Genomic DNA, 23,881 nt, shown 5'->3' with positions numbered 1-23,881 from the left:
ATGCCCATGTTTCCTGACGCCGTACCCGCCCCCGACCTGCTGCACGCGCAGGCCTGCCTGATCGATGCCCTCTCGATGTCGCTGCAGATGCGCGACGCTTACACCCGCCACCATTGCGACCGTGTCGGCCTGCTCGCGCAGCGCCTGGCCGCGCACTGCGACCTCGACACCGAGGCCTGTGAACAGATCGGCCTGGCCGCCCGCTTCCACGACATCGGCAAGATCGGCATCCCCGACGACGTGCTGCTGGCCCCGCGCCGGCACACCGACGAAGAGCGCGCGATCATGCGTGAGCACCCGGTGCGCGGCGAGCATATCTTCCTGGCCACCGGGCGCAGCGATGCCGCACCGGTTGCACGGCTGATCCGTGCCCATCACGAAGCATTCGATGGCAGCGGCTATCCCGATGGTCTGCGTGGCGAGAGCATTCCGCTGGGTGCGCGCATCGTCACCATCGCCGATGCCTACGATGCGATGACCAGCGTGCGTCCCTATCGTGCCGCGATGGCGCGCGAGGCTGCGCTGGGCATCATCGAGAACCAGTCCGGTGGCCTGGTCGATCCTTACGTGCTGCAGCGCTTCCACCGCATGCTGGCGCAGGAGCCGGAGCTGGCGTAACTGCCTGCCGCCGGGTATCAACTGACGCGCCCGCCGACGCGCCGGTAGAGTCGACTGTTAGTCGACTGCCCTTCGTCCAGATCGCGAACATTCCGCGCTGCACGCGATAGTCGACCAACGGTCGACTCTACCAAGCGGGTTTCGTCGGGCCGGTTGGTCGACTGCCCTTCGTCCAGATCGCGAACATCCCGCGCTGCGCGCGATAGTCGACCAACGGTCGACTCTACCAAGCGGGTTCCATCGGACCGGTTGGTCGACTGCCCTTCGTCCAGATCGCGAACATCCCGCGCTGCGCGCGATAGTCGACCAACGGTCGACTCTACCAAGCGGGTTTCGTCGGGCCGGTTGGTCGACTGCCCTTCGTCCAGATCGAGAACATCCCGCGCTGCGCGCGATAGTCGACCAACGGTCGATTCTACCGATCCGGCGCCACCGGGCCGACAAACAAAAGGCCCGGCGTTCGCCGGGCCTTTCGCATCACGCATCACGTGCGATCGATTACCAGATCACCACGCGCTTGTCGTCGGCACGCACCATCGCGTCGCCGGCCTTGCACTGGAACGCGGCAGCGAAGGACGGCATGTTCGACGGCGCGCCATTGGCACGGAAGTTGGCCGGGGCGTGCGGGTCGGTGTTCAAACGCACGCGCAGTTCACCGTCGGTGAAGTTGCGGCGCCACACGGTGGCCCAGTTCATGAAGAAGCGCTGGTCCTGGCTGTGGCCATCGACTGCGACGTTCGCCTTCGGGTCTTCCTTCAGCGCCATCTGCAGCGCGTCGTAGGCCACGGTCAGGCCACCCAGGTCGCCGATGTTCTCGCCCAGGGTCAGCTTGCCCTTCACGAACACGCCCGGCACCGACTCATAGCCGTCGAACTGCGCGACCAGCTGGTCGGTACGCTGGGTGAAGGCCTTGCGATCGCCGTCGGTCCACCAGTTGTCGAAGTTGCCGTTGGCGGCGAACTGGCTGCCCGAGTCATCGTAGCCGTGCATCATCTCGTGACCGATGACCGCACCGATGCCGCCGTAGTTCAGCGCCGGATCGGCCTTGGCGTCGAAGAACGGCGCCTGCAGGATTGCCGCCGGGAACACGATCTCGTTCTTGGTGGCGTTGTAGTAGGCGTTGACCGTCTGCGGAGTCATGCCCCACTCGGTCTTGTCCACCGGCTTGCCGATCTTGTCCAGCATGTAGCGGTAGTTGAACGCACGCGCGGCCTGCATGTTGCCCAGGTAGCTGTCACCGTTAGTCTGCAGGCCGGCCCAGTCACGCCACTTGTCCGGGTAACCGATCTTGGGGGTGAAGCTGGCCCACTTTTCCAGCGCCTTCTTCTTGGTTTCCTCGCCCATCCACGGCAGCTGCTCCAGGCGCGCCTTCAGCGCTACCGAGAGATTCTCCACCAGGTGCTGCATGGCCACCTTCGACTCGGCCGGGAACACGGCGTCGACGTACAGCTGGCCCAGCGCTTCACCCATGCCGCCATTGACCGACTCCAGCACGCGCTTCCAACGCGGCTGCATTTCCTTCTGGCCACGCAGGGTGGTGCCGTAGAAGTCGAAGTTGGCCTTCTCGAACGGGCTGCTCAGGTACGGCGAAGCATCATCGATGGTGTGGAAGCGCAGGTAAGCCTGCCAGGTGCTGGCCGGCACGTCGGCCAGCATCTTGTCCATCTCACCGAAGAAGCCCGGCTGGGCCAGCGAGAACTTCTGCGCGGCCGGCACCTTCAGGGTGTCGAACAGCGCGGTCCAGCTGAAGTTCGGGGTCAGCGTGTCGGCGTCGGCGGCGCTGAGCGGGTTGTAGCGCTTGGCCGGGTCACGCATTTCGATGCGCGACATCGAGGCCTTGGCCAGGCGGGTTTCGAAGGCCATCACGGCCTTGGCCTGCTCGGCCGCCTGCGCAGCATCCACGCCGGACAGGGTCAGCACCTGCGCGATGTAGGCCACGTAGGCGTCGCGGATCTTGGCCTGGGCGTCATCAAAGTAGTAGCCCTTCTCCGGCAAGCCCAGGCCGCCCTGGCCAACATAGGCGATGACGTTGGCCGAATCCTTGTAATCGGCGTTGGCAAACAGCGAGAACAGCACGCCCTTGCCCTCGGCCTGGCTGTCGCGCAGGTACTGGGTGATGGCGGCGGTGTCGTTCAGCGCGCCGATCTTGTCGAGCGTCGGCTGCAGCGGCGCCAGGCCGGCGGCTTCGATCTTCGCTTCGTCGTTGCCGGTCTTCCAGATGTCACCGATCTTGGCTTCCACCGAACCGGCCTTGGCCTGACTGGCGGCGGCCTGCTGTACCAGCGTGTGCTGCACTTCCAGCGAGCGCTCGCGCAGGATCTCGAAGCTGCCCCAGGTGGTCTGGTCGCCCGGCACCGGGTTGGCCTTCAGCCACTTGCTGTTGACGAAGCCATTGAGGTCGGTACAGGCCGAAATGGCCGGGTCCAGATCGGCGCTGTTGAGCGAGATCAGCGGCGTCTTGATCTGCGACAGGTCGAAGGCCGGCTTGGCATCGGCAGTGGCGGCCGGGGCGGCTTCGTTCTTGCCACAGGCGGCCAGCGAGGCGGCGATGGCGATCGTCAGGCCCAGCGGGACCAGATTGCGGACGTTCATGAGGCTCTCCTGCGGGTAATTCCACAGGGTAGCCGGGAAGGCCGGCGAGACGGACCGGCCAAAGGTCACAGGGCCTACCCCTGTAGCGTCGAGCCATGCTCGACTGCTCTGCGCCTCTTGCCGCAGCGGTCATGAACGTGGAACGGAGAGCAGTCGAGCATGGCTCGACTCTACAAAAACGAAGGCCGGCTTGCGCCGGCCTTCTGCTTTATTTCGCCTTGCCCTGGTTGGCCACGGCTTCAGCGGCCTTGCGCGCCGCTTCCGGGTCGCCCAGGTAGCGGAACGACTTCACCGTCAGGTCGTCGTTCAGTTCGAACAGCAGCGGGATGCCGGTCGGAATGTTCAGCTCGAGGATTTCATCGCGCGAGACGTTGTTGAGGTACTTGTACAGCGCGCGCAGCGAGTTGCCGTGGGCGGTGACCAGTACGGTCTTGCCGTCCTTCAGTTGCGGCGCGATGGCGTCGTGCCAGTACGGCAGCACGCGGTCCAGCGTGGTCGCCAGCGATTCGGTGCCCGGCAGCGCGTTGCGGTCCAGGCCGGCGTAGCGGCGGTCATGGATCGGGTGGCCCGGATCTTCCAGCTCCATCGGCGGCGGCGGGATGTCGTACGAACGACGCCACACCTTGACCTGCTCCTCGCCATGCTTGGCCGCAGTCTCGGCCTTGTCCAGGCCCTGCAGGCCGCCGTAATGGCGCTCATTGAGGCGCCAGGACTTGTTCACCGGCAGCCAGTCCTGCTCCAGCTCGGCCAGCGCACCCTGCAGGGTGTGGATGGCACGCTTGAGCACGGAGGTGTGGGCGACGTCGAACTGCAGGCCTTCCTCGCGCATCAGGCGGCCGGCGGCGGCCGCTTCCCGGCGCCCCTGCTCGGTGAGGTCGACATCGACCCAGCCGGTGAAGCGGTTGTCCAGGTTCCACTGGCTCTGGCCATGGCGCAACAGTACGAGTTTACGGGTCACTGCAGGGTCTCCAACGCGAGGAAAGGCAGGCCGCCATTGTAGCCCCGGCCGCTGCTCACCGGGCTGTGGCGCCGCGCATGCGATGCTGTGGCCGATGAATACGATGATCGACCCCGGGCGCTGGGAAGGCAGCGTCAGCGCCGCCCGCGCGCAGCAGCTGCAGCTGGCCGGACGCGTGGAGCGCCAGGACCGCCTGCCCCGCCACGTGCGCTGGCTGGCCGGGCTGGATGTCGGCTTCGAGGAGGACGGCGCCATCACCCGCGCCGCTGCGGTATTGCTGGACGCAACGATGCTACGGCCTGTCGCGCAGGAGATCGCGCGCATTCCCACGGTGATGCCCTACATCCCCGGCCTGCTCAGTTTCCGCGAACTGCCCGCGTTGTTGGCGGCGCTGGCCTTGCTGCCGCGCACACCCGACCTGGTGTTCGTCGATGGCCACGGCATCAGCCATCCGCGCCGGTTGGGCATCGCCGCGCACCTGGGCGTGGTCACCGACCTGCCAAGCATCGGCGTGGCCAAGTCGAAACTGGTGGGCCGGTTTGAGGAACCGGCACCGGAACCCGGCGCGCATACGCCGCTGCTGGACGGCAATGAACAACTGGGTTGGGTACTGCGTAGCAAGGTGCGCTGCAAGCCGTTGTTCGTGGCCGGTGGCCATCGGGTCAGTGCGGACACCGCGCTGGACTGGGTGCAGCGCACGCTGCGGGGCTACCGCCTGCCTGAGCCGACCCGGCTGGCGGATCGGCTGGCCTCACGACGGGGGAGCGTCGACGGTTAGTCGACTATCGCGCGCGACGCGGGCCTTGTCGCACCCTCTCGGCAGAACAGTCGACTGACAGTCGACTCTACCAGGCAGGTTTCGCCCAGCCGGTGTCGCCCCTTCAGCTTGCCTGCATATCCCATTCAACGATGCACGTGGCCGCGATGACCCTGCGCATCCTCGCCGTGGTCGTGGCCCTCGTGGCCCTCGTGCTCGCCGCCCTTGGCCGGCGCAGGTTCGCCACAGGCCTCGCCGCAGTGGTCCGCCTCGATCTGCAGCGTCACATGCTCGATGCCGAAGTCATCGTGCAGGCGGCCACCCAGTTCACGGCGCAGCACATCGGCATCGGTGCCGTCGCGCATCACGATGTGCGCGGTCAGTGCCGGCGTGCTGGAAGCCAGCGCCCACACGTGCAGGTCATGCACGTCCAGCACGGCCGCGTGGTCGGACAGGCTGTCGCGCACCTTGGCCACGTCCATGCCCTTGGGCACGCCTTCCAGCAGCACGTTGATCGCCTCGCGCATCAGCACGTAGGTGCGCGGCAGTACCCACAGGCCGATCAGCACGGCCAGGATCGGGTCGATCGGCTTCCAGCCGGTCCACTTGATCAACAACGCGCCGGCGATCACCGCCACCGAGCCCAGCATGTCCGCCCACACTTCCAGGTAGGCGCCCTTCACGTTGAGGCTCTCGCCACTGCCGGCCTGCAGCAGGCGCATCGAGATCAGGTTGATGATCAGGCCCGCAGCGGCGATCACCAGCATGCCGGAGGAAGCGATCTCCTGCGGCTCGCGGAAACGTCCCACCGCCTCCCACAGGATGTAGGCGGCGACCACGAACAGCATCGCGCCGTTGATCATCGCGCCCAGCGCTTCCAGGCGTGCATAGCCGTAGGTGCGCCGTGCATCCGGCGGGCGCCGGCTCAGTCGCACCGCCACCAGCGCGATCATCAGCGCCAGTGCGTCGGTGGCCATGTGCGCGGCATCGGACAGCAGCGCCAGGCTGTTGGTCCAGAACGCGCCCACCACTTCGACGACGAGGAAGGTGGAGGTCAGGCCGAGCGCCCACCACAGGGGCTTCTCGTGGCGGATCTGGGATGGCAGGTGATCGTGGTCGTGGCCCATGGCAACAGCTCCTTTGCGATGGGAGGCAGGCTACGCCGGCACGCGTGGGGAAACTATCACGGTGTTTATAACATTGCAGAATCCGCGCGATGGGCCGCTGCTTGCACCCGCACCGGGCAGCCCTATGATGGCCGCATCCCCTCTGGATGGGGAACGGGCAGCCAACTCGCTACGGCGTTGCTGCCCGCAATGGACACCCACGCACAAGGAATCCGGAACATGTGGACCACCAAGACCCCCTGGGTCGCCATCACCATGGCCTGCGCATTGGGCATGGCGGCAAGCGCATCGGCCAAGACCTGCCAGCAGAACTTCCGCTCGGTAGGTGACCCCCGCAATGGCCAGTTCTTCACCTCCGAGGTCACCCTTCCCGGCCTGAAGCCCCGCAGTGCACTGGGCCAGCTGCGCAAGGCGGCCCTGGACGAGGGCAACAACTTCGTCAGCGGAGATGTCATCACCGAGACCGAAGGACAGATGTACGTCCTGCAGACCGATACGAAGATGCCGTTGGTCAGCATCATCACCGCCTCCAATGGCGGCAACGTGGTGGTCGGCACCAAGCTGTCACGCGGGCAGACCGCCAAGGAAGAAGACGCACGCAGCGCGCTGTGTGGTTGGCTGGACAAGCTCAGGACCGGCCCCGAAGGCGAGGCGATCGCGGAAGCCGTGCGGGTCTCCAGTGGCTTCGACAAGCCGATCCAGGCCACCGCGGTCGGCATGTCCACCCAGATGGGCAAGGACTCCAAGCGGCTGCAGCGGGAAATCAACACCGCACCGCTGAGGTCACTGTTCTCCGGCAGCAGTACCCCGCCGGACACCGAAGCGATGTACCAGCCGTTGCTCGTCAAGTATTTCGGCCGTCGTTTCATCATTGATGGCCAGGTCTACACCGCCCAGGCCAACCGCTTCACCAAGACCTTCGAAGTGGGCTATCTGGTCACTAAGATGAAGGGCATCGGTGGCATTGGTGGACGCCAGTCGAACGACGACAACAACGCCAACTTCACCGTGCACTGTGCGCTGGCCCCGGATCAGATGGCACTGGCCGCCACCCTGCGCGAGAACGACTGGGTGAAGCTGGAAGGCGTAGTCGACAAGATGGACACCGGTGGCGTTCACCTGCGCGATTGCCGGCAGGTGAAGTAGGTTGCCAGGCTGCGCCGGGACTGGCCCGGCGCAGCACTCGCCGGATCAGAATCCGAAGCGCAGGCTGGCCCAGTACGCGCGACCCGGCTCGTTGTAGGTCGCCGCACCGGCATCGCTGCTGTTGGCTTCGCGGAACAGGCGCTTGTCGGCCAGGTTGTTGACGCCGAAGCCGAAGCTGACCGTCTCGGTCACCCTGTAGCGCGCGCTCACGCCCCAGATGTTGTACGCCCCGCGATCCTGCAGCGCGAGCGACGGATCACAGGTGCCGGTGCAGCGCGGATCATTGTTGATGTTGGTGGTGGCCGGCTTCTGCTTGCCATAGAAGGTACCGGTCAGCAGCAGCGACAGCTTGTCGGTGGCCTGCCAGTCCAGCATGGTGTTGATCGTGTACTTGGGGATCACCGACAGCGGCTGGCGCGTGGTCTTGTTCTCGTTCTCCACCATGTAGGTGAAGTTGTTGCTCCACTTCAGGCGGTTGCCCTGCTCGCCCAGCAGCGGGATCACCAGGTTTCCTTCCAGCCCCTGCACGATCGCCTTCGGCGCGTTCTCCCAGCGGAAGATGCGGCCCCTGCCATCGGCGGTCAGGCCGATCTGGTCGTAGCCGGCCTGGATCTTGTCCTTGTAGTCGTTGTGGAAGTAGGTCAGCGACGCCTGCCAGCCACTCTGCGGCGCCCACTCCACACCCAGTTCCTTGTTCAGGCTGGTTTCCGCCTTCAGGTCCGCATTGCCGCGCATGTAGCAGCCGGCGCCCAGGCTCGGCAACGCATTCGGGCAACCATTGCCGCGGGTGTAGTACAGGTAGTCCGGATTCGACTGGTACAGGTTCGGTGCCTTGAAGGCGCGCGCGATGCCACCCTTCACCACCCAGTCGCTGTTGATGCGGAACTGCGCGTTGAGGCTGGGGCTGGTGTTGTTGCCGAACTGGCTGTGGTGGTCGAAGCGCAGGCCCGGGGTGACGATCCAGCGCTCGCCCAGGTAGATGTTGTCTTCGACGAACACTGCAGTGGTCTGCGCATCGGCCTTGCCGCGTGCACGGTCGGCCGACAGGCCTGGGAAACCGCCACCGCTGCTGCTGGACTGGCTCATCGAGTACGGATCGGTCAGGCGGCTGTCGAGATGTTCAAAGCCCAGCGTCCAGATGTTCTCGGCGCCGCCCAGCGTGGTCGGGAAGCTCACTTCGCCATCCAGCTGGTAGTTGCGCAGGCGCGAGGTCGACCAGTCGGTGCCATTGAAGCTGCCTTCCGGGCCACCGGCCAGGCCTTCATTGATGCGCGAGTTGTTGACGGCCTCGACCGCGGCCGTAACCCGCGAGGTCACGTCGCCCCAGCGGCCGCGATGGGTGATCGCACCGGTGTTGCGGTACATGCGGTTGGTTTCCGCCTTGCCGTCGGCCAAGGCAGCCAGATCGATGCCGGTCGAGGTGCCGGTGGTGCTGACCGCGCGGTCGCCGGCGTAGATGTTGCCCTGGCGGCTGGTGCCAGCCTCGAACTCGACCACCTGGTCGGCCGTCACGTCCCAGCGCAGCAGCGCGTTGACGTCGCGGTTCTTGACGCCCTCGCGGCCGGCCGGCGGCACCGCGTTCGGGTTGGTCGCGTACTGGCGGTTGAGGTCCAGCGAATCGGCGTCGGTCTTGTTGAGGTTGCCGTACAGGCGGAACGACAGGGTGTCGGTCATCGGCCCACTGAGCTGCAGGCCGACGCGCTCGCTGCCGCCTTCGGCGCTGTGCTCGGGCACCAGGCCGTACAGGTCGACCGCACCGGTCAGGTCGCCGGTCGGGCGCTTGGTGATGATGTTGACCACGCCGCCGGAGGCACCGGAACCGTAGCGGGCTGCCGCCGGTCCGCGTAGCACTTCGATGCGCTCGATCATCTCCGCGGGGACCCAGTTGGTGTCGCCGCGCGTGTTGCGCTCGCCGCTGCGGCCCATGCGCACCGCATCGCGTGCGCCGATGCGCTTGCCGTCCACCAGGATCAGGGTGTTTTCCGGGCCCATGCCGCGCAGGTCGATCTGGCGGTTGTTGCCGTACTGGCCGGAGGCACTGTTGCCGGTCAGGTTGACGCCCGGCATGGTACGCAGCAGCTCGGCGATGTCGTTGGCCGGCGGGCGCTTGGCGATGTCCTCGGCGGTGATGGTCGAGGTGCCCAGCGCCTGCCGCGCGATCTGCGAGGCAGTGACGTGCACCGTGTCGATATCGGTTGCGTCGGTTTCGGCCTGGGCGGTCAGGGCGCTGCCCGCCAGCAGGGCGGCAACGGCGAGCGCCAGCGGGCGCGGCGAAAGGACAACGGCTCGGGACATGATCTGGACCTTCTGGCAGGGCAACGGGGCCTCTGGCAAAGGGCTTGAGGCAACGACGAGGGGGGAGGCGGAGCGTCGCTGCAGTCGCCTGCGGCCCGTTCCGTGCGTGCATTCTCCCATTAATGCGATTGATTCTCAAATGCGTTCACTCATTGCAGCAGCAGGCGCGATGTGCTTTGCGCACCGGGCAAGCCTGCATCGCGCTTAAACAGGCCGGCTCACCCGCCATCAACCGCACGCCACCACGGCCGATACCGGTGGTTTGCCGTACGCAGCCAGAGATCGACGTGGAATCACCCCAATTGGACGATGCCAGCCAGCCGTTGGCCGAGGCGTGGCAGCATTGCCTGCAACAGGCCGGCCCGGCCGCCACCGCGCTGTTGCGCGCCGCTGCCACCGATGCCCCGCCCGCGCTGGCCCAGCGCTTCTACGAAGTGCTGCTGCAGGATGCACGGGCACGCCGTTTCCTGTCCCATGAGCAGGTCAAGCAGCGCCTGCAACCGGCCATGCAGCGCTGGCTGGTGCAGTTGCTGACCACCGATGCCGCCGGCATCGCCACCACCGTCGCCTCGCAACGGGTGATCGGCGATGTGCACGCGCGGGTCGGCATTCCCGTCGACCTGGTGACCCGTGGCGCGCGCGTGCTCAAGCACGAGCTGTTCGTGCGCCTGCGCGACACTGCGCCCGACAGTGCCACCGCCTTCGCCGCCATCGACTGCCTCAGCGCGATCATGGACATCGCCATGGAAGGCATGACCCTGGCTTACACCCATGCGCGCGAACGCTCCACTCGTGCCGATGCGGCCTACCGGCTGTTCTCGCTGGTGCAGAACGTCAGCACCGAGCGCGAGCGTCAGCGCGCCCTGCTGCTGGATTGGGAGAACGCCCTGCTGTACGCCCTGGCCGGCCACGTGCAGGGCAGCGACAGTGCCAGCCTGGCCAGCTCCGAGTTCGGCCTGTGGTTCACCCACAAGGGCATCCCCAGCTTCGGTGAAAGCAGCGAGACCCAGCAGGTCGGGCAGTTGATGGCGCGTATCGATGATCGCCTGCAACAGGCCGCCACCGACGCCACTGCCCAGCGGCTGGCCGGGCTGCCATTGATCCGCGAAGACCTGGCAGCCATCCGCACGCTGATGACGCTGCTGTTCGAGCGCATCGGCGAACTGGATGCCGGCAGCGACGCCCTGACCAACCTGCTCAACCGCCGTTTCCTGCCGACGGTACTGCGCAGGGAGATCGAGCTGGCCACGCGCAACCACACGCCGTTCTCGCTGCTGCTGCTGGATCTGGATCACTTCAAGGCCATCAACGACGGCCACGGCCATGATGCCGGCGACCGCGCGTTGCAGCACGTGGCGGGCCTGCTCGGCCAGCTCACCCGCGGCAGCGATTATCTGTTCCGCTATGGCGGCGAAGAATTCGTGGTGGTGCTGGTCGCGGCCAGCGAATCGCAGGCCGAAGTGATTGCCGAAAGCCTGCGCCGGCAGATCGCACAGTCGCCGGTGGCCCTGGCCAATGGGCAGGTGCTGGCACTGACCGCCAGCATCGGCGTGGCCGGCCATGACGGCCACCCGGATTACGAGCGGCTGATGGCGCGTGCCGACGCTGCGATGTACGAGGCCAAGCGCAGCGGCCGCAACCGCGTGGTGGTGGCCAGCGAGGCGCTGCAGGAGGCGCCGGGGCGGCGCGCATTGCAACGGTAGCGTCAACGCCAGACGGGCGTGTCGCTCCGCAGGGGCATGCCGCGGTATGCCCCACATCCCCACCACAGCAGCGCCAGCACTGCGATGCCCGCCCCCAGCAGGCACACCGCGGCCCAACCATGCCGGGCCTGCACCCACGGTCCGGCCGCCGCACCGATGCCGCTGCCCACCGCGTAGAACAGCATGTACAGCGCCACCAGGCGCCCATGCTGTTCAGCCGGCGCGCGCAGCAGCAAGGCCTGGTTCGACACGTGCAGTGCCTGCCCACCGAGGTCGAGCACAACCACGCCCAGCAGCAGCAAGGACACCGACTGTTGAAGCCCCAGCAGCGGCCACCAGGCAAGCAGCATCAACACCAGCGCACCGAGGCTGACCCGATGGGCGAAGCCACGGTCGATCCAGTGCCCCACCCGCGCCGCCATCAGCGCGCCGAGCACACCCGCCAGGCCAAGGGCACCGATGGCGGCGGTCGACCAGTTCAACGGCGGTGCCGACAGTGGTAGCGGTGCCGCTGCCCAGAACACATTGAGGCCGGCAAACAGCAGCAGCGCCAGCGGAGCACGCTCGCGCAGCGTTCGATCCCGCCGCAGCATGCCCAGCATCGAGCACAGCAGCGCCGACCAGCGCGGCGGTATCGACGGCACCGGAACCGCCGGCAGCCGCCGCCACAGCACCCCTGCCAGGGCTGCCATCAGCAGCGCTGAAAGCAGATAGACCGCCCGCCAGCCAGCGCTGGCCGCCACCACGCCCGATAGCACGCGCGCCAGCAGCAGGCCGATGAACACTCCCCCCTGCACCACACCTACGCTGCGACCGCGCTGCTCGGGCGGCGACAGCGTGGCGGTATAGGCGATCAACCCCTGGGTCAGCGCCGTGCCCAGCAGCCCGGCCAGCAGCATGCCCGACAGCAGCCACACCGCGGTGCGTGCCGCCGCCAGCCACACCAACGCCACCACCAGTGCCATCAGCTGCAACCGCAGCAGCCGGCGGCGGTCACCGCGGTCAGCCAGCGGAAGCAGTCCGAGCAGTGCCAGCACGCTGCCAGCCTGGGTAGCGGCCAGTACCGCGCCCGCCACCGCGCGATCCAGCGCGAACGCCTGTGCCAGCTGGTCCAACAGAGGCTGGGCGTAATAGACGTTGGCGACGCTGGCGCCCGCGGCAACGGCCAGCAGGACCAGCAGCGGACGTGGAATGGATTCAGCCTTCATGATGTGGTTGCAAATTGAAACTGGATGCAGGCTAGCGGCATTGGTTTTAAACTGCAACCACATTTGGAGGCACCCGCCATGCACGCTGACAGCCCCTGCCCCGTCGCCCGCGGCGCCGACCTGCTCGGTGATCGTTGGGCCCTGCTGGTGATCCGCGATGCCTTCGATGGCGTCAGTCGCTTTGGCGACTTCCAGCGCAGCCTCGGCGCGGCGCGCAACATCCTCAGCGATCGCCTGCGCAGGCTGGTCGAGGCCGGCATTCTGCAGCTGCAGCCGGCCTCCGATGGTTCGGCCTACCAGGAATATGTGCTCACCGCCGCCGGCCTGGAGCTGTTCCCGCTGCTGGTAGCGCTGCGCCAATGGAGTGAACGCCATCGCTTCGGCGCTGGCGAAGCCCACTCTTCCTTGATCCAGCGTGACAACGGTTCAGCCGTTCCCTACATGCAACCGCTGGACAACAACAGACAGCCGCTGCCCGCGCACGCCACTGTAGTGCGCAAGCTGTAGACCGCCGCATCCCCCGGATGGGGGACTCGACAGGGCCACCGGTGTCAAATAGCATTCAATCGCAATTGCACACGGTTCTCATTGACTTCGGCGATGGCCGCTCCTACCTCTCCTTCTGCTGCCGGCGCTGCGCCGGCCAAGCGTGTGGCGCGCGTTAACGGTCATGGCCTGCTCTGGACCCGCGGGCTGCTGGCGCTGCTGGGCGGTTACGCGGTGGCCGCCTGCTGGGCTGCCGCGCTGGCGCGCCTGCTGCCCGGCACCAGGGCCGATGCCACCCTGGTGGCGACCATGGCCGCGTTCGTGGTCTACGCCCTGGCCGCCATCTGGGCCTATGCCGCGCGCAGCACCCTGCGCGCCGCACTGGGTCTGCTGGCCGCGGGCGCACTCGCTGCACTGATCGCTTGGCTGCTGCGCGGGAACATCGCATGAGCAGCGCCGACAACCTGGGCGGCATCCGGCAATCACAATCGGTGCTGCACACCTGGTCGGGCCTGGTGGTCGGCTGGGTGCTGTTCCTGATCTTCATTGCCGGTACCGCGTCGTACTGGAAGGAAGAACTGACCCGCTGGATGCAGCCGGAAATCGGCCTGCCCGCCGATGCCACCACCGCAGTGAACCAAGCCCAGCAGTTCCTGGCCCGCACCGCAGCCGACGCGCAGCGCTGGAGCATCGAACTCCCCGATTCGCGCAGCAGCGCCACCACCGTCAGTTGGCAGCCGAAGGGCGAAAAGGAACGCCGGCGCGGCCAGCGCAATCCCAACCAGGCCACTCTGGATGCCGACGGCACCCCGGTGCAGGTACGCGAAACACGCGGCGGCAATTTCTTCTACCGCCTGCATTTCGATCTGCACTACGTGCCGGTGCTGTGGGCGCGCTGGTTCATCAGTGCCTGTTCCATGCTGATGCTGGTGGCGATCATCAGCGGTGTCATCACCCACAAGAAGATCTTCACCGACTTCTTCACCTTCCGCCGCGGCAAAGGCCAACGTACCTGGCTGGACGGCCACAATGCGCTTGCGGTGCTGTCACTGCCGTTCCATCTGATGATCACCTACACCGGTCTGATCACCCTGATGACCCTGTACATGCCGTGGGCGGTGGATGCGAACTACCCCGGTGGCCGCGATGCGTTCTTCGCCGAACTGTTCCCGCGTGCGGAGAAGGCCGAGGCCAGTGGGGTGGCCGCGACGCCGCCGGCGCTGGCCGAGGTGCTGCGCCGTGCCGAAGTGCAATGGGGCGGCGGCCATGCGGCCTCGCTGCAGGTCGAGCAGCCTGCCGATGCGGCGATGCGCATCAGCGTGCGCCGCCAGCAGGGCGACCAGATCGCTGGCGCTGCCGACACGCTGGCCTTCGATGCGCGCGGCAACCTGCTGGATGCGGCGCCGCCGCGTTCGGCCGCCGTCATCACCCGCGACGGCATGATCGGCCTGCATGCCGCGCGCTTCGCACCCACCACGATGCGCTGGCTGTTCTTCCTTTCCGGCGTGGCCGGCACGCTGATGGTGGCCACCGGGCTGGTGCTGTGGACGGTGAAGCGGCGCACCCAGCTGCCGGATCCGGCGCGGCCGCACCTGGGCTTCCGCATCGTCGAACGCCTGAACATCGGCTTCGTCACCGGCCTGCCGGTGGCGATGCTGGCCTTCCTGTGGGGCAACCGCCTGCTGCCGCTGGACGTGGCCAACCGCAGCGATGCCGAGGTGAAGGTGTTCTTCTACGCCTGGGCCGCCTGCGTGGTGCACGCGATGCTGCGCCCGGCCCGACGCGGCTGGGTAGAACAACTGGCATTGGCCGGCGCGTTGGCGCTGGGCCTGCCGCTGTACAACCTGGTGGTCTGGCAGGGCGGCGCGGTCAGTGCGCTGGCCAACGGTGATGGCGCCAAAGCCGGCATCGACATCGGCCTGCTGCTGATCGGCGCGAGCCTGTTGTGGGCCGCGCGCAAGGTGCACCGTTTCGTGCCGGCGCAGCGCAAGCCCCGCACCGCACGCGCCACCACGCCGGCCGAGGCGGGCGCATGAGCGTGCTCGCACTGCTGTTGGCGGCCGCCGCCTTCGCTTGCCTGGCCATGGCAATGGAACGCCACCACCGCGATGTGGCCGGCCATGCGCCACCAACGCCGCGCCGTCGCCTGCTGCAGGTGCTGGGCGCGCTCGGGCTGCTCGCCAGCCTGTTGGCCAGCATCACAGCCTGGGGCGCTGCACAGGGTTTTGTTGGTTGGTGCGGCGTGCTCGCCGCAGGCGCCGGGGCCATGGTGCTCTGGCTCAGTTTCCGCAGCCCGGCCAAGCCGGCGCCACGCCCGCCTTCCCGTTCCTGAACTAGAAAGGTCATTCCATGAAGTACACGCACTCTGGCGCCCTGCGCCGGAACGCCCTCGCCTTGTCGCTCGCCTGCGCCGCCTCGCCGGCGTTGGCCCAGGACACTGCGCCGGCCACCACCGAACTGGACCGGGTGATGGTGACCCAGCGCACCGAGGGCTACCAGGTCTATGGCACCAACACCGCCACCAAGCTGCCGTTGACCCTGCGTGAAACCCCGCAGTCGCTGACCGTGTTCACCCGCCAGCGCATCGAGGATTTCAACCTCATCACGATTTCCGAAGTGCTGCAGCAGACGCCGGGCGTCACCATCCAGTCGTATGACAGCAACCGCACGCTGTTCAACGCGCGTGGGTTTGCCATCAACAACTTCATGTTCGATGGCATTCCCACCAACTACACCACTGGCGCCGGCGGCAACTCGATCCTCAGCGACACATCCATCTACGAACGCATTGAAGTGGTGCGCGGCGCCAGCGGCCTGGTGACCGGTTCGGGCAACCCGTCGGCCACGGTGAACATGGTGCGCAAGCGCCCGACCGAAACGTTCCAGGCCAGCACCAGCCTCAGCGCCGGTTCGTGGGATTACAAGCGCGCCGAAGTGGATGTATCCGGCCCGCTCAGCAAGAGTGGCCGCGTGCGCGGGCGCTTCGTCGGCGCCTACACCGACAAGGAAAGCTGGGTGCGCTTCCAGCATGACAAATCGCCCAGCCTGTACGGGGTGATCGAAGCCGACCTGACCGACAGCACCCGCCTGCGTGCGGGCATCGACTACCTGAAGACCGGTTCCGATGGCGGCGCCTGGAGCGCCTCGCCGCTGTACTTCCGCGATGGCAGCCGCGCGCACATGCCGCGTTCGTACAGCGCCGCAGCGCGCTGGAACGAATGGAACCGCGAAAGCACCAACTACTTCGCCACGCTGGAACAGCAGTTCGGCGCCGGCTGGAGTGGCCGCCTGGCCTACAACCACCGCGCCACCGACACCGATTCGCTGCTGCTGGCCGGTTCCAACACCGGCAACTGGGCCGACCCGGTCACCGGCCTGGGCCTGCGCATTGCCGATACCTACTCGGTCTCGGAAACCCGCGAAGATGCCTTCGACCTGTACGCGTCCGGTCCGTTCCAGCTGTTCGGCCGTTCGCACGAGCTGGTGGTGGGCATCAACCACTACGACCGTGACCTGGACACCATCCGCGCCGGCATCACCTCGCGCCCGTACAGCGTGGCCGCCTTTCCCAGCATCTTCAGCTGGGACGGCAACATCGGCAAGCCGACCACCTACAACTACGGTATTCCGTCCAGCACGGTGAACACCACCGAAACCGGCTACTACGCCGCCGTGCGCCTGAACCCGATCGACCCGCTGAAGATCATCGCCGGCGCGCGCTATTCCGATTACCGCACCACCACCGACAACTACAACACCGACGGCGTGTTCACCAGCCGCAGCGCGCGCACCACCGCGCATGAGCTGACCCCGTACGTGGGCGTGCTGTACGACCTGAGCAGCAGCATCACCGCCTTTGCCAGCTATTCGGACGTGTTCCAGGCCACCGCGCGCCGCGACATCAACAACCAGCTGCTGGACCCCACCACCGGTGGCAACTACGAGTACGGCCTGAAGGCCGACTTCTTCGGCGGCCGCCTGTACGCGGCGTTGAACGGCTTCTACATGAAGCAGGACAACGTGGCCGAACTGGACCCGAACGGTGGTGAGATCAAGCTGCCCGATGGCAGTTCGCCGTACATCGCCAGCCGCGGCATCACCACCCAGGGCGGTGAGTTCGAAGTCTCCGGTTCGATCAACGACCACTGGAGCATGACCGGCGGCTACACCTACAGCTACAGCAGCAACTCCGATGGCAGCCGCTTCGCCAGCACCAGCCCGATGCACCTGGCCCGCTTCAACACCACCTGGACCCATGGCCAGTGGACGCTGGGCGGGGGTGTCAGCGTACAGAGCGAGATCTACCAGATGCAGCCCATTCCCACCGGTCGCTTCACCGCCAGCGGCACGCCGGTCACGGCCACCGGCAAGATGAGCCAGGGCGGCTACGTGCTGTTCGACCTTATGGGCCGCTACCGCATCAACGACAACCTGAGCGTGGGCGTGACGGTCACCAACCTGTTCGACAAGGCCTACTACCGCAACGTCGGCTTCTTCAACTCTGGCTATTGGGGTGAACCGCGCCGCGTGCTGTTCAACCTGCGCGCGAAGTTCTGAGCAACGGCGTAGCATCAGGGGCGGGCCTTCGGGCCCGCCTTTTCATTGCCCGCCAAGGAAACACCCGATGCTGCACCGTGCCCTGTCCTGCCCTGCCCGCCTGCTGCTGACACTGGCCCTGCTGCTGGGCACGCCCCTGTTGCAGGCCCGCGAGGTCGCCGCACCGGCCGCCCATGTTGAGGCCGATGGCCCCTATGTGTTCCGCCAGGGTAACCAGCTGCAGGCCAAGTGGATCTGCGCCGACAAGGTCGAGTCGCGCACGCTGGCCATTGGCGCAGCAGATACCGATGTCGCGCCGCGCTGCGGGTACGCGCACACCGTGCACGTGGCCGCACCCACTGCGCCCTCGGTCTCCGTGCTGCCGGCGGTGCCACGCATCGTGGCGCTGTCCGACATACACGGCCAGTACGGGCTGCTGGTGCGCCTGCTGCGCGCCAACAAGGTCATCGATGCCCAGGACCGCTGGGCAATGGGCAAGGACACCCTGGTCATCGCCGGTGATGTGTTCGACCGCGGCCCGCAGGTGACCGAAGCGTTCTGGCTGCTGTATGGCCTTCAGCAGCAGGCCGCCGCTGCCGGTGGCGCGGTGCACTTCGTGCTCGGCAACCACGAAACCATGGTGCTGTACGACGACCTGCGCTACGTCAACCCGAAGTATCTGCGCAGCGCGCAGCTGCTTGGCCGCAGCTACCCGCAGCTGTACGGCGCTGATTCGGTGATCGGCCAATGGCTGCGCACCCGCCCGGTGCTGCTGAAGATCGGTGACACGCTGTTCCTGCACGGCGGCATCTCGCCCGAGGCGGTGGCACTGGCGCTGGACCCGGCGCGCACCAATGCGGCCTACCAGGCCTCGCTGGGCCTGCCCAAGGCCGAAGTGAAGGCCGACCCCGCCACCGCGCCGCTGTATGACGGCAAGACCAGCCCGATCTGGTACCGCGGCTATTTCGATGGCCGCCTCGACACCGCCGGTGTACAGAACGTGCTCGACCGCCTGCAGCTGAAGCGCATCGTGGTCGGGCACACCTCGATGCCGCACGTCAGCAGCTTCCATGGCGACCGCGTGATCGCGATCGACAGCAGCATCAAGAACGGCGAGAACGGCGAATTGCTGTTCATCGAGAACGGCGCGCTCAGCCGTGGCCTGCTGGACGGCTCACGGGTGCCACTGGCACCGGGCGAACCCGGCCTGCAGGACTGAATGGCGGGACAGCGCGGCGGCCGCCAACCACCCCGCGCTGCTCCACCTTCACCCGGTTTGCGGCTACCCTCGGCAGCCGAGAGGCCCACCCCGTCCATCCGGCGGGCCTGACCGTTACAGGAGCCCCCGCGCATGCGCGTATTGATTGCTGAAGACGACCCGGACATCGCCTCCGGCCTGTGCGCCTCGTTGCGCCGGCAGGGGCATGTGGTCGACCACGTCGACAATGGCGCGCACGCCGATGCTGCGCTGGGCTCCACCCAGTACGCGCTGCTGGTGCTGGACCTGGGCCTGCCGCAGCTGGACGGCCGCGACGTGCTGCAGCGCCTGCGCCAGCGCGGTGATGGCCTGGCGGTACTGGTGGTGACCGCGCGCGATGGCCTGGCCGAACGCGTGCGCGTGCTCGACCTCGGTGCCGATGACTATCTGGTCAAACCGTTCGCGCTGGACGAATTCGAAGCGCGCGTGCGTGCACAGCTGCGCCGGGTCACCAGCAATGGCAATCCGGACCTGCGCATCGGCCGCCTGCGCCTGGACCTGGCCGGTCACCGGGTGTGGATCGATGACCAGTCGCTGGAACTGACCGCACGGGAGTTCGGCCTGCTGTCGGCACTGGCGGTACGCGCCGAGCGCATCGTCTCGCGCGCGCAGCTGGTGGAAGCACTGTGCGACTGGGGCCAGGACCTGACCGACAACGGCCTGGATATCGCCCTGCACCGCCTGCGCCGCAAGCTGCAGCCCGGCGGCATGGGCATCCGCACCGTGCGCGGGCTGGGCTACATGCTGGAAGACGGGCAGGACGACAGCGCCCCGTGATCAGTGGACCGCCCAGCCTGCGCCGGCGCCTGCTCGCCTTCCTGGCGTTGCCGATGCTGGGCCTGCTCATCTTCAATACGATCCTGGCCTATTACGTTGCGCTGGACTATTCCAACCGCATCCACGACCGCAACCTGATCGACGATACGCATTCGTTCGCGCAGATGCTGAGCACCATGCCGGTGACCAGTGACCTGTCACCGCAGGCCCGCTTCCTGATCGAATACGATCCCGACGGCCATCGCTATTTCAACGTCGACAGCAGCCGCAAGGGCACCCTCAGCGGCAACGCCGACTTCAGCCCTTACGCGCCGTCGCAGGACTGCGCGGGCGTGCATCCGGCGCTGTATGACGGCAACCTCAACGGCCAGCAGGTGCGCATGGCCACCGTCTGCACCCAGGCGATGAACGATCCGCAGGACCAGCTGGCGGTGACCGTGGCCGAAAGCATGGCCGACCGCCGCCAGCGCGCGCGCGAGATCCTGATGATCATCATCCCGCTGATGACCATGCTGGCGCTGGGCACCGCCGCGTTGGTCTGGTTCGGCGTGACCTACGGCCTGCGCATCCTGACCCCGCTGAGGACCCGCCTGGCACAGCGCCGCGGCGAACTGGCGCCGATCTCCGATGCCGACGTGCCGGAAGAGATCCAGCCGCTGATCAGCACCATCGACGATCTGTTCGCGCGCCAGGCCGAAATGATCACCCTGCAGAACCGCTTCATCGCCGATGCCGCGCACCAGTTGCGCTCGCCGTTGGCCGGCATGGCCCTGCACGTGGACCAGGCGCTGGCGCATGGCGACCCGGACACCGTGCGCGAAGCCCTGCAGCACATCCGCCGGCTCAACCAGCGCACCGCCCGGGTCAGCACCCAGCTGCTGGCGCTGAGCCGGGCGCAGACCGTGCCGGACACGGTGGAAGCGCTGGACCTGTGCGAACTGGTCCCGCAATGGGTTGGCATGCGCGTGCCGGAGGCGATCCGCGATGGCATCGACCTCGGCTACCGCGGCAGCAGCCAGCCGCTGCGCGTGCTCGGCAACGGCGCCATGCTGCAGGAGGCGCTGGACAACCTGATCGACAACGCCCTGCGCTATGCCGGCCGTGATGCCACCGTCACGGTTGGCGTGCACGCGCTGGATGACAATGACGTCGAACTGTACGTGGAAGACAACGGCCCCGGCGTGCCCGAGGACGTGATGCCCCGGCTCGGCGAACGCTTCTTCCGTGCCCCCGGCACCGCCGCCAGCGGCACCGGGCTGGGGTTGGCCATCGCCCATGAGGCGGTGGAGCACTTCGGCGGGCGCCTGGCCTTCCTCAACCGGCCCGGTGGCGGGCTGAAGGTGGCCATCACGCTGCCGCTGCTGAAGGCCCCCTGACCCGGCCCGGGGCGTTGAAAGGCTGGTGAAAATCGCGCTTGCGATCCTGCCATCCCCACTGCCGTCCCGGAGCCGCCAGGTGACCGAATCGCACGACTTCTTCCTCCCCGGTGGCCCGCAGGGCGTGCTGCTGGTGCATGGCCTGACCGGCACCCCGGCGGAAATGCGCATGCTGGGCAAGGGCCTGAACAACGCCGGGTTCACCGTGCATGGCGTGCAGCTGCCCGGCCATTGCGGCACCGTGGATGACCTGCTGGCGACCACCTGGGAGCAGTGGTACCAGGGCGTGGAAGATGCGGCGGCCGAGCTGCGCGGCAAGGTCGACCAGCTGTTCGTCGGTGGCCTGTCGATGGGCGCGGTGCTGTCGCTGGCACTGGCCGCGCGCCGTCCGGAGTGGGTGTCCGGCGTCGGCGTGTATGGCGCCACCTTCCGTTACGACGGCTGGAACATCCCGGCCGTGGCCCGCCTGTCGTTCCTGCTGCCGTGGTTCAAGCGCTTCAACATCGGCCGCGACCGCATGTTCATGGAGGAGCCGCCGTACGGCCTGCGTGACGAGCGCCTGCGCGCGCAGGTCAGCGCCGCCATGCTGTCCGGCGACAGCGCCGCCGCCGGCCTGCCTGGCAACCCCTGGCATGCCCTGGCCGAAATGCGTGCACTGAGCCACTGGACCCGCCGCCACCTGCACCAGGTGACTGCCCCGTGCCTGGTGATGCACGCCCGTGAGGATGATGTGGCCAGCATGGGCAATGCCGAACTGGTGATGTCGCGGGTCAGCGGCCCGAAGGAACTGGTGGTACTGGAAGACAGTTACCACATGATCACCATCGACCGCGAACGCCGCGACGTCATCCGTCGCAGCGCGCGTTTCTTCACCGAAATCGGTGAACGCAGCGGCGTGCTCAAGGCGGTGGCCTGAGATGGGGGCACTCGCCACCCTGCTGTGGCTGGCCAACGTCGTGCTCGATACCGGTGGCCAGCTCGCCTTCAAGGCTGCGGCCAGCGACCCGCAGGACGGCGAAGGCCTGCAACGCTGGAAACACATGCTCAGCCGCCCCTGGCTGTGGATCGGCATCGCCTGCTATGTGCTTGAGTTCGTCGCCTGGATCGCCTTCCTGTCGCTGGTACCGCTGTCCAAGGGCGTGCTGCTGGGCTCGATCAACATCGTGGCGCTGATGATCGCCGGCCGCTTCCTGTTCCGCGAGAAGCTCACGCCGTTGCGGGTCACCGGCATGCTGCTGGTTACCGCCGGCGTAGCCGTGGTGGGGGCCGGCTCATGAGGCGCCTGTATGTGATCGGTTTCCCGCTGCTGATGGCCTTCGACACATTGGCCCAGCTGTGCTTCAAGTATGCCGGCGATGCCGCGCTGCCGGTCGAAGCCAACAGCGCGTGGCTGCTGCGCGTGCTGTCGCAGCCGTGGGTCTACGGCGCCATCCTCGGCTACATCGGTGCCTTCTTCACCTGGATGAGCCTGCTGCGCCATGCGCCGATCGGCCCAGCATTCGCCGCTTCGCACCTGGAAGTGATCAGCGTGCTGCTGCTGTCGGCCTGGCTGTTGAACGAGCCACTGACCCTGCATCACCTGGTCGGCGCGGTACTGATCGTGGCCGGCATCGTCTGCCTGGGCCGTGCCGAAGCAGACGACCCGCACAGCCCCGCCGAAAGCACCGCGTGAGCGCGTTGCGATGAGCCTGTTCGCGCGCGAACTGCCACCGACCGCAGGCCTGCCGATGCAGGCCAGCGACTTCCTTCCCGGTGGTGGCGACCTGCGCGACATCCTGGCCCGACAGCTCGGCACACCGCCGCTGCAGCTGACCTGCTCCGGTACCCACGCGCTGCTGATCGCGCTGCGCACCCTGCGCAAGCGCGCGCCCAATCGTGACACCGTGATCCTGCCGGCCTACACCTGCCCGCTGGTGCCGATCGCGGTGCACAGCCTGGACCTGCGCGTGCAGCTGTGCGATACCCGCCACGGCCACTTCGACTTCGATCCCGGCCAGCTCAAGCGGCTGGCCGATGCGCGCACGCTGGCGATCCTGCCAACCCACCTCGGTGGCCGCATCGCCGATGTCGAGCTGGCCTGCGAGATTGCACGCGGCGCGGGTGCCTGGGTCATCGAGGATGCCGCGCAGGCACTGGGTGCACGGATCGGCAACAGCAGTGTCGGCCTGCGCGGCGATATCGGTTTCTTCAGCCTGGCCGCCGGCAAGGGATTGAGCCTGCACGAAGGCGGCCTGCTGGTCAGCCGCGACGACGAGCTGCGTGCCGCGCTGGCCGGACATGCTGCCGAACAGGTACGTTTCAGCCTGCGCTGGGAGCTGCTGCGCAGCGTGCAGCTGCTCGGCCTGGCGGCCTGCTACCGACCTTCGCTGCTGTCGCTGGTATACGGCAATCCACTGCGCGGCGCGCTGCAGCGTGGCGACCTGGAAGAAGCGGTCGGTGACATTTTCCCGCTGCAGATTCCGCAGCACCGGGTCAGCCAGTGGCGGCAGAACATCGGTGCCAATGCCGCACGGCGCCTGCCGGCCTTCCTGCAGGCCGGACGCCTGCGCGCGTTGCAGCTGCGCGTGCAGCTGGCCCAGCTGCCAGCGGTGGAGGTGGTCGATGGCCTGGCCGGTACCGGTGGCACCTGGCCGATGCTGATGCTGCTGCTGCCCAGCCAACGCGCCCGCGATGCGGCACTGAAAAACCTGTGGCCGCGCGGCCTCGGCGCCAGCCGCATGTTCATCCATGCGCTGCCCGACTACGCCTACCTGCGCGGCATCGTGCCGATGGCCGACGTGCCCAACGCACGCGACTTCGCCGCACGCATGCTGACTCTCGGCAACAGCGCCTGGCAGACCCGTGAAGACACCGCGGAAATCCTGCGTGCGCTGGCTGATGCCCAAGCGTGAAAGCCGCTCCTCCCGGGCGTTTCGCGCATTCAGCAACGTCACTTCCTGAACGCTTTCCCCGCCCGGAAATGAAGGCTTTCAACAGGAAAGGAACGAGAAAGGCGGCCTGCCTACATTGAGCCTGCCCCGGCACCGTGCCGGACGCCTTTCCCA

General features: G+C 67.2%; 21 protein-coding genes. 16 read left to right on the top strand and 5 right to left on the bottom strand.

From position 1 onward, the window contains the following. Complete coding sequence (locus tag K5L94_RS06720; protein ID WP_053449172.1) at window positions 1-618, top strand: HD-GYP domain-containing protein; 618 nt, start codon at window positions 1-3, stop codon at window positions 616-618. A gap of 498 nt (window positions 619-1,116) precedes the next feature. On the opposite strand, the gene K5L94_RS06715 is transcribed toward K5L94_RS06720, so the two are convergent. Continuing rightward, the gene (locus K5L94_RS06715; RefSeq protein WP_274512326.1) at window positions 1,117-3,210 is read right to left on the bottom strand and encodes a M13 family metallopeptidase; all 2,094 of its coding nucleotides are present in this window, start codon (window positions 3,208-3,210) and stop codon (window positions 1,117-1,119) included. Between the two features lie 208 nt (window positions 3,211-3,418). Further along, entirely contained in the window at window positions 3,419-4,168 is a 750-nt protein-coding gene (gpmA, locus tag K5L94_RS06710) for a 2,3-diphosphoglycerate-dependent phosphoglycerate mutase (RefSeq protein ID WP_274512325.1), read from the bottom strand. A 94-nt stretch (window positions 4,169-4,262) separates the two neighbouring features. Between gpmA and nfi the strand changes: the two genes are divergently transcribed. Next, window positions 4,263-4,946 (top strand): deoxyribonuclease V, encoded by a 684-nt coding sequence (nfi, locus tag K5L94_RS06705; protein ID WP_274512324.1) that lies wholly within the window; start codon window positions 4,263-4,265, stop codon window positions 4,944-4,946. A 125-nt stretch (window positions 4,947-5,071) separates the two neighbouring features. On the opposite strand, the gene K5L94_RS06700 is transcribed toward nfi, so the two are convergent. Further along, window positions 5,072-6,052, bottom strand: a complete 981-nt coding sequence (locus K5L94_RS06700) for a cation diffusion facilitator family transporter (protein WP_274512323.1) — start codon at window positions 6,050-6,052, stop codon at window positions 5,072-5,074. A gap of 219 nt (window positions 6,053-6,271) precedes the next feature. Between K5L94_RS06700 and K5L94_RS06695 the strand changes: the two genes are divergently transcribed. Beyond that, entirely contained in the window at window positions 6,272-7,198 is a 927-nt protein-coding gene (locus tag K5L94_RS06695) for a hypothetical protein (RefSeq protein ID WP_164086900.1), read from the top strand. Between the two features lie 45 nt (window positions 7,199-7,243). Here the strand turns inward: K5L94_RS06695 and K5L94_RS06690 are convergent, their stop codons facing one another. Beyond that, window positions 7,244-9,493 (bottom strand): TonB-dependent siderophore receptor, encoded by a 2,250-nt coding sequence (locus tag K5L94_RS06690; protein WP_274512321.1) that lies wholly within the window; start codon window positions 9,491-9,493, stop codon window positions 7,244-7,246. A gap of 287 nt (window positions 9,494-9,780) precedes the next feature. Here K5L94_RS06690 and K5L94_RS06685 point away from each other — a divergent pair, with 287 nt between their 5' ends. Then, window positions 9,781-11,196: a GGDEF domain-containing protein gene (locus tag K5L94_RS06685; protein WP_274512320.1), complete on the top strand. Its 1,416-nt coding sequence runs from the start codon at window positions 9,781-9,783 to the stop codon at window positions 11,194-11,196. Between the two features lie 2 nt (window positions 11,197-11,198). On the opposite strand, the gene K5L94_RS06680 is transcribed toward K5L94_RS06685, so the two are convergent. Continuing rightward, window positions 11,199-12,404, bottom strand: a complete 1,206-nt coding sequence (locus K5L94_RS06680) for an MFS transporter (protein WP_274512319.1) — start codon at window positions 12,402-12,404, stop codon at window positions 11,199-11,201. A gap of 78 nt (window positions 12,405-12,482) precedes the next feature. Between K5L94_RS06680 and K5L94_RS06675 the strand changes: the two genes are divergently transcribed. From K5L94_RS06675 to K5L94_RS06620, 12 genes are all read left to right on the top strand, one after another. After that, window positions 12,483-12,911, top strand: coding sequence for a winged helix-turn-helix transcriptional regulator (locus tag K5L94_RS06675; RefSeq protein ID WP_053449166.1), 429 nt, complete (start codon window positions 12,483-12,485; stop codon window positions 12,909-12,911). Between the two features lie 93 nt (window positions 12,912-13,004). Beyond that, a complete protein-coding gene (locus tag K5L94_RS06670) occupies window positions 13,005-13,340 on the top strand; it encodes a DUF3649 domain-containing protein (protein WP_238581861.1) in 336 nt (111 codons plus the stop codon). After that, on the top strand, window positions 13,337-14,926 hold the full coding sequence (locus K5L94_RS06665; protein ID WP_053449165.1) for a PepSY-associated TM helix domain-containing protein: 1,590 nt from the start codon (window positions 13,337-13,339) through the stop codon (window positions 14,924-14,926). Before K5L94_RS06670 ends, K5L94_RS06665 begins: the two co-directional genes overlap by 4 nt. Continuing rightward, window positions 14,923-15,222, top strand: coding sequence for a DUF3325 domain-containing protein (locus K5L94_RS06660; protein WP_274512317.1), 300 nt, complete (start codon window positions 14,923-14,925; stop codon window positions 15,220-15,222). Before K5L94_RS06665 ends, K5L94_RS06660 begins: the two co-directional genes overlap by 4 nt. A gap of 17 nt (window positions 15,223-15,239) precedes the next feature. Then, complete coding sequence (locus K5L94_RS06655) at window positions 15,240-17,447, top strand: TonB-dependent siderophore receptor (RefSeq protein WP_274512316.1); 2,208 nt, start codon at window positions 15,240-15,242, stop codon at window positions 17,445-17,447. Window positions 17,448-17,514: 67 nt separating this feature from the next. Continuing rightward, window positions 17,515-18,645: a metallophosphoesterase gene (locus K5L94_RS06650; protein WP_274512315.1), complete on the top strand. Its 1,131-nt coding sequence runs from the start codon at window positions 17,515-17,517 to the stop codon at window positions 18,643-18,645. 132 nt (window positions 18,646-18,777) lie between these two features. Continuing rightward, complete coding sequence (locus K5L94_RS06645) at window positions 18,778-19,461, top strand: response regulator (protein WP_049456140.1); 684 nt, start codon at window positions 18,778-18,780, stop codon at window positions 19,459-19,461. After that, a complete protein-coding gene (locus K5L94_RS06640) occupies window positions 19,458-20,837 on the top strand; it encodes a sensor histidine kinase (protein ID WP_053509417.1) in 1,380 nt (459 codons plus the stop codon). The genes K5L94_RS06645 and K5L94_RS06640 overlap by 4 nt, the downstream gene beginning before the upstream one ends. Window positions 20,838-20,916: 79 nt before the next feature. Continuing rightward, on the top strand, window positions 20,917-21,753 hold the full coding sequence (locus tag K5L94_RS06635) for an alpha/beta hydrolase (protein ID WP_008266311.1): 837 nt from the start codon (window positions 20,917-20,919) through the stop codon (window positions 21,751-21,753). Window position 21,754: 1 nt separating this feature from the next. Next, window positions 21,755-22,114, top strand: a complete 360-nt coding sequence (locus tag K5L94_RS06630) for an EamA family transporter (RefSeq protein ID WP_006425769.1) — start codon at window positions 21,755-21,757, stop codon at window positions 22,112-22,114. Next, complete coding sequence (locus K5L94_RS06625) at window positions 22,111-22,509, top strand: DMT family transporter (protein WP_006425768.1); 399 nt, start codon at window positions 22,111-22,113, stop codon at window positions 22,507-22,509. The genes K5L94_RS06630 and K5L94_RS06625 overlap by 4 nt, the downstream gene beginning before the upstream one ends. A 10-nt stretch (window positions 22,510-22,519) precedes the next feature. Then, window positions 22,520-23,728 carry a DegT/DnrJ/EryC1/StrS family aminotransferase gene (locus K5L94_RS06620; protein WP_274512313.1) on the top strand — a complete coding sequence of 403 codons (1,209 nt, stop codon included), beginning with the start codon at window positions 22,520-22,522 and terminating at the stop codon, window positions 23,726-23,728. The last annotated feature ends 153 nt before the right edge of the window (window positions 23,729-23,881 follow it).

Origin of the sequence: Stenotrophomonas forensis (assembly GCF_028752115.1) — a bacterium.
GTDB classification, from domain to species: domain Bacteria; phylum Pseudomonadota; class Gammaproteobacteria; order Xanthomonadales; family Xanthomonadaceae; genus Stenotrophomonas; species Stenotrophomonas forensis.
Note: the sequence above shows the minus strand (reverse complement) of the source record. Positions and strands in the feature narration are given on the sequence as shown.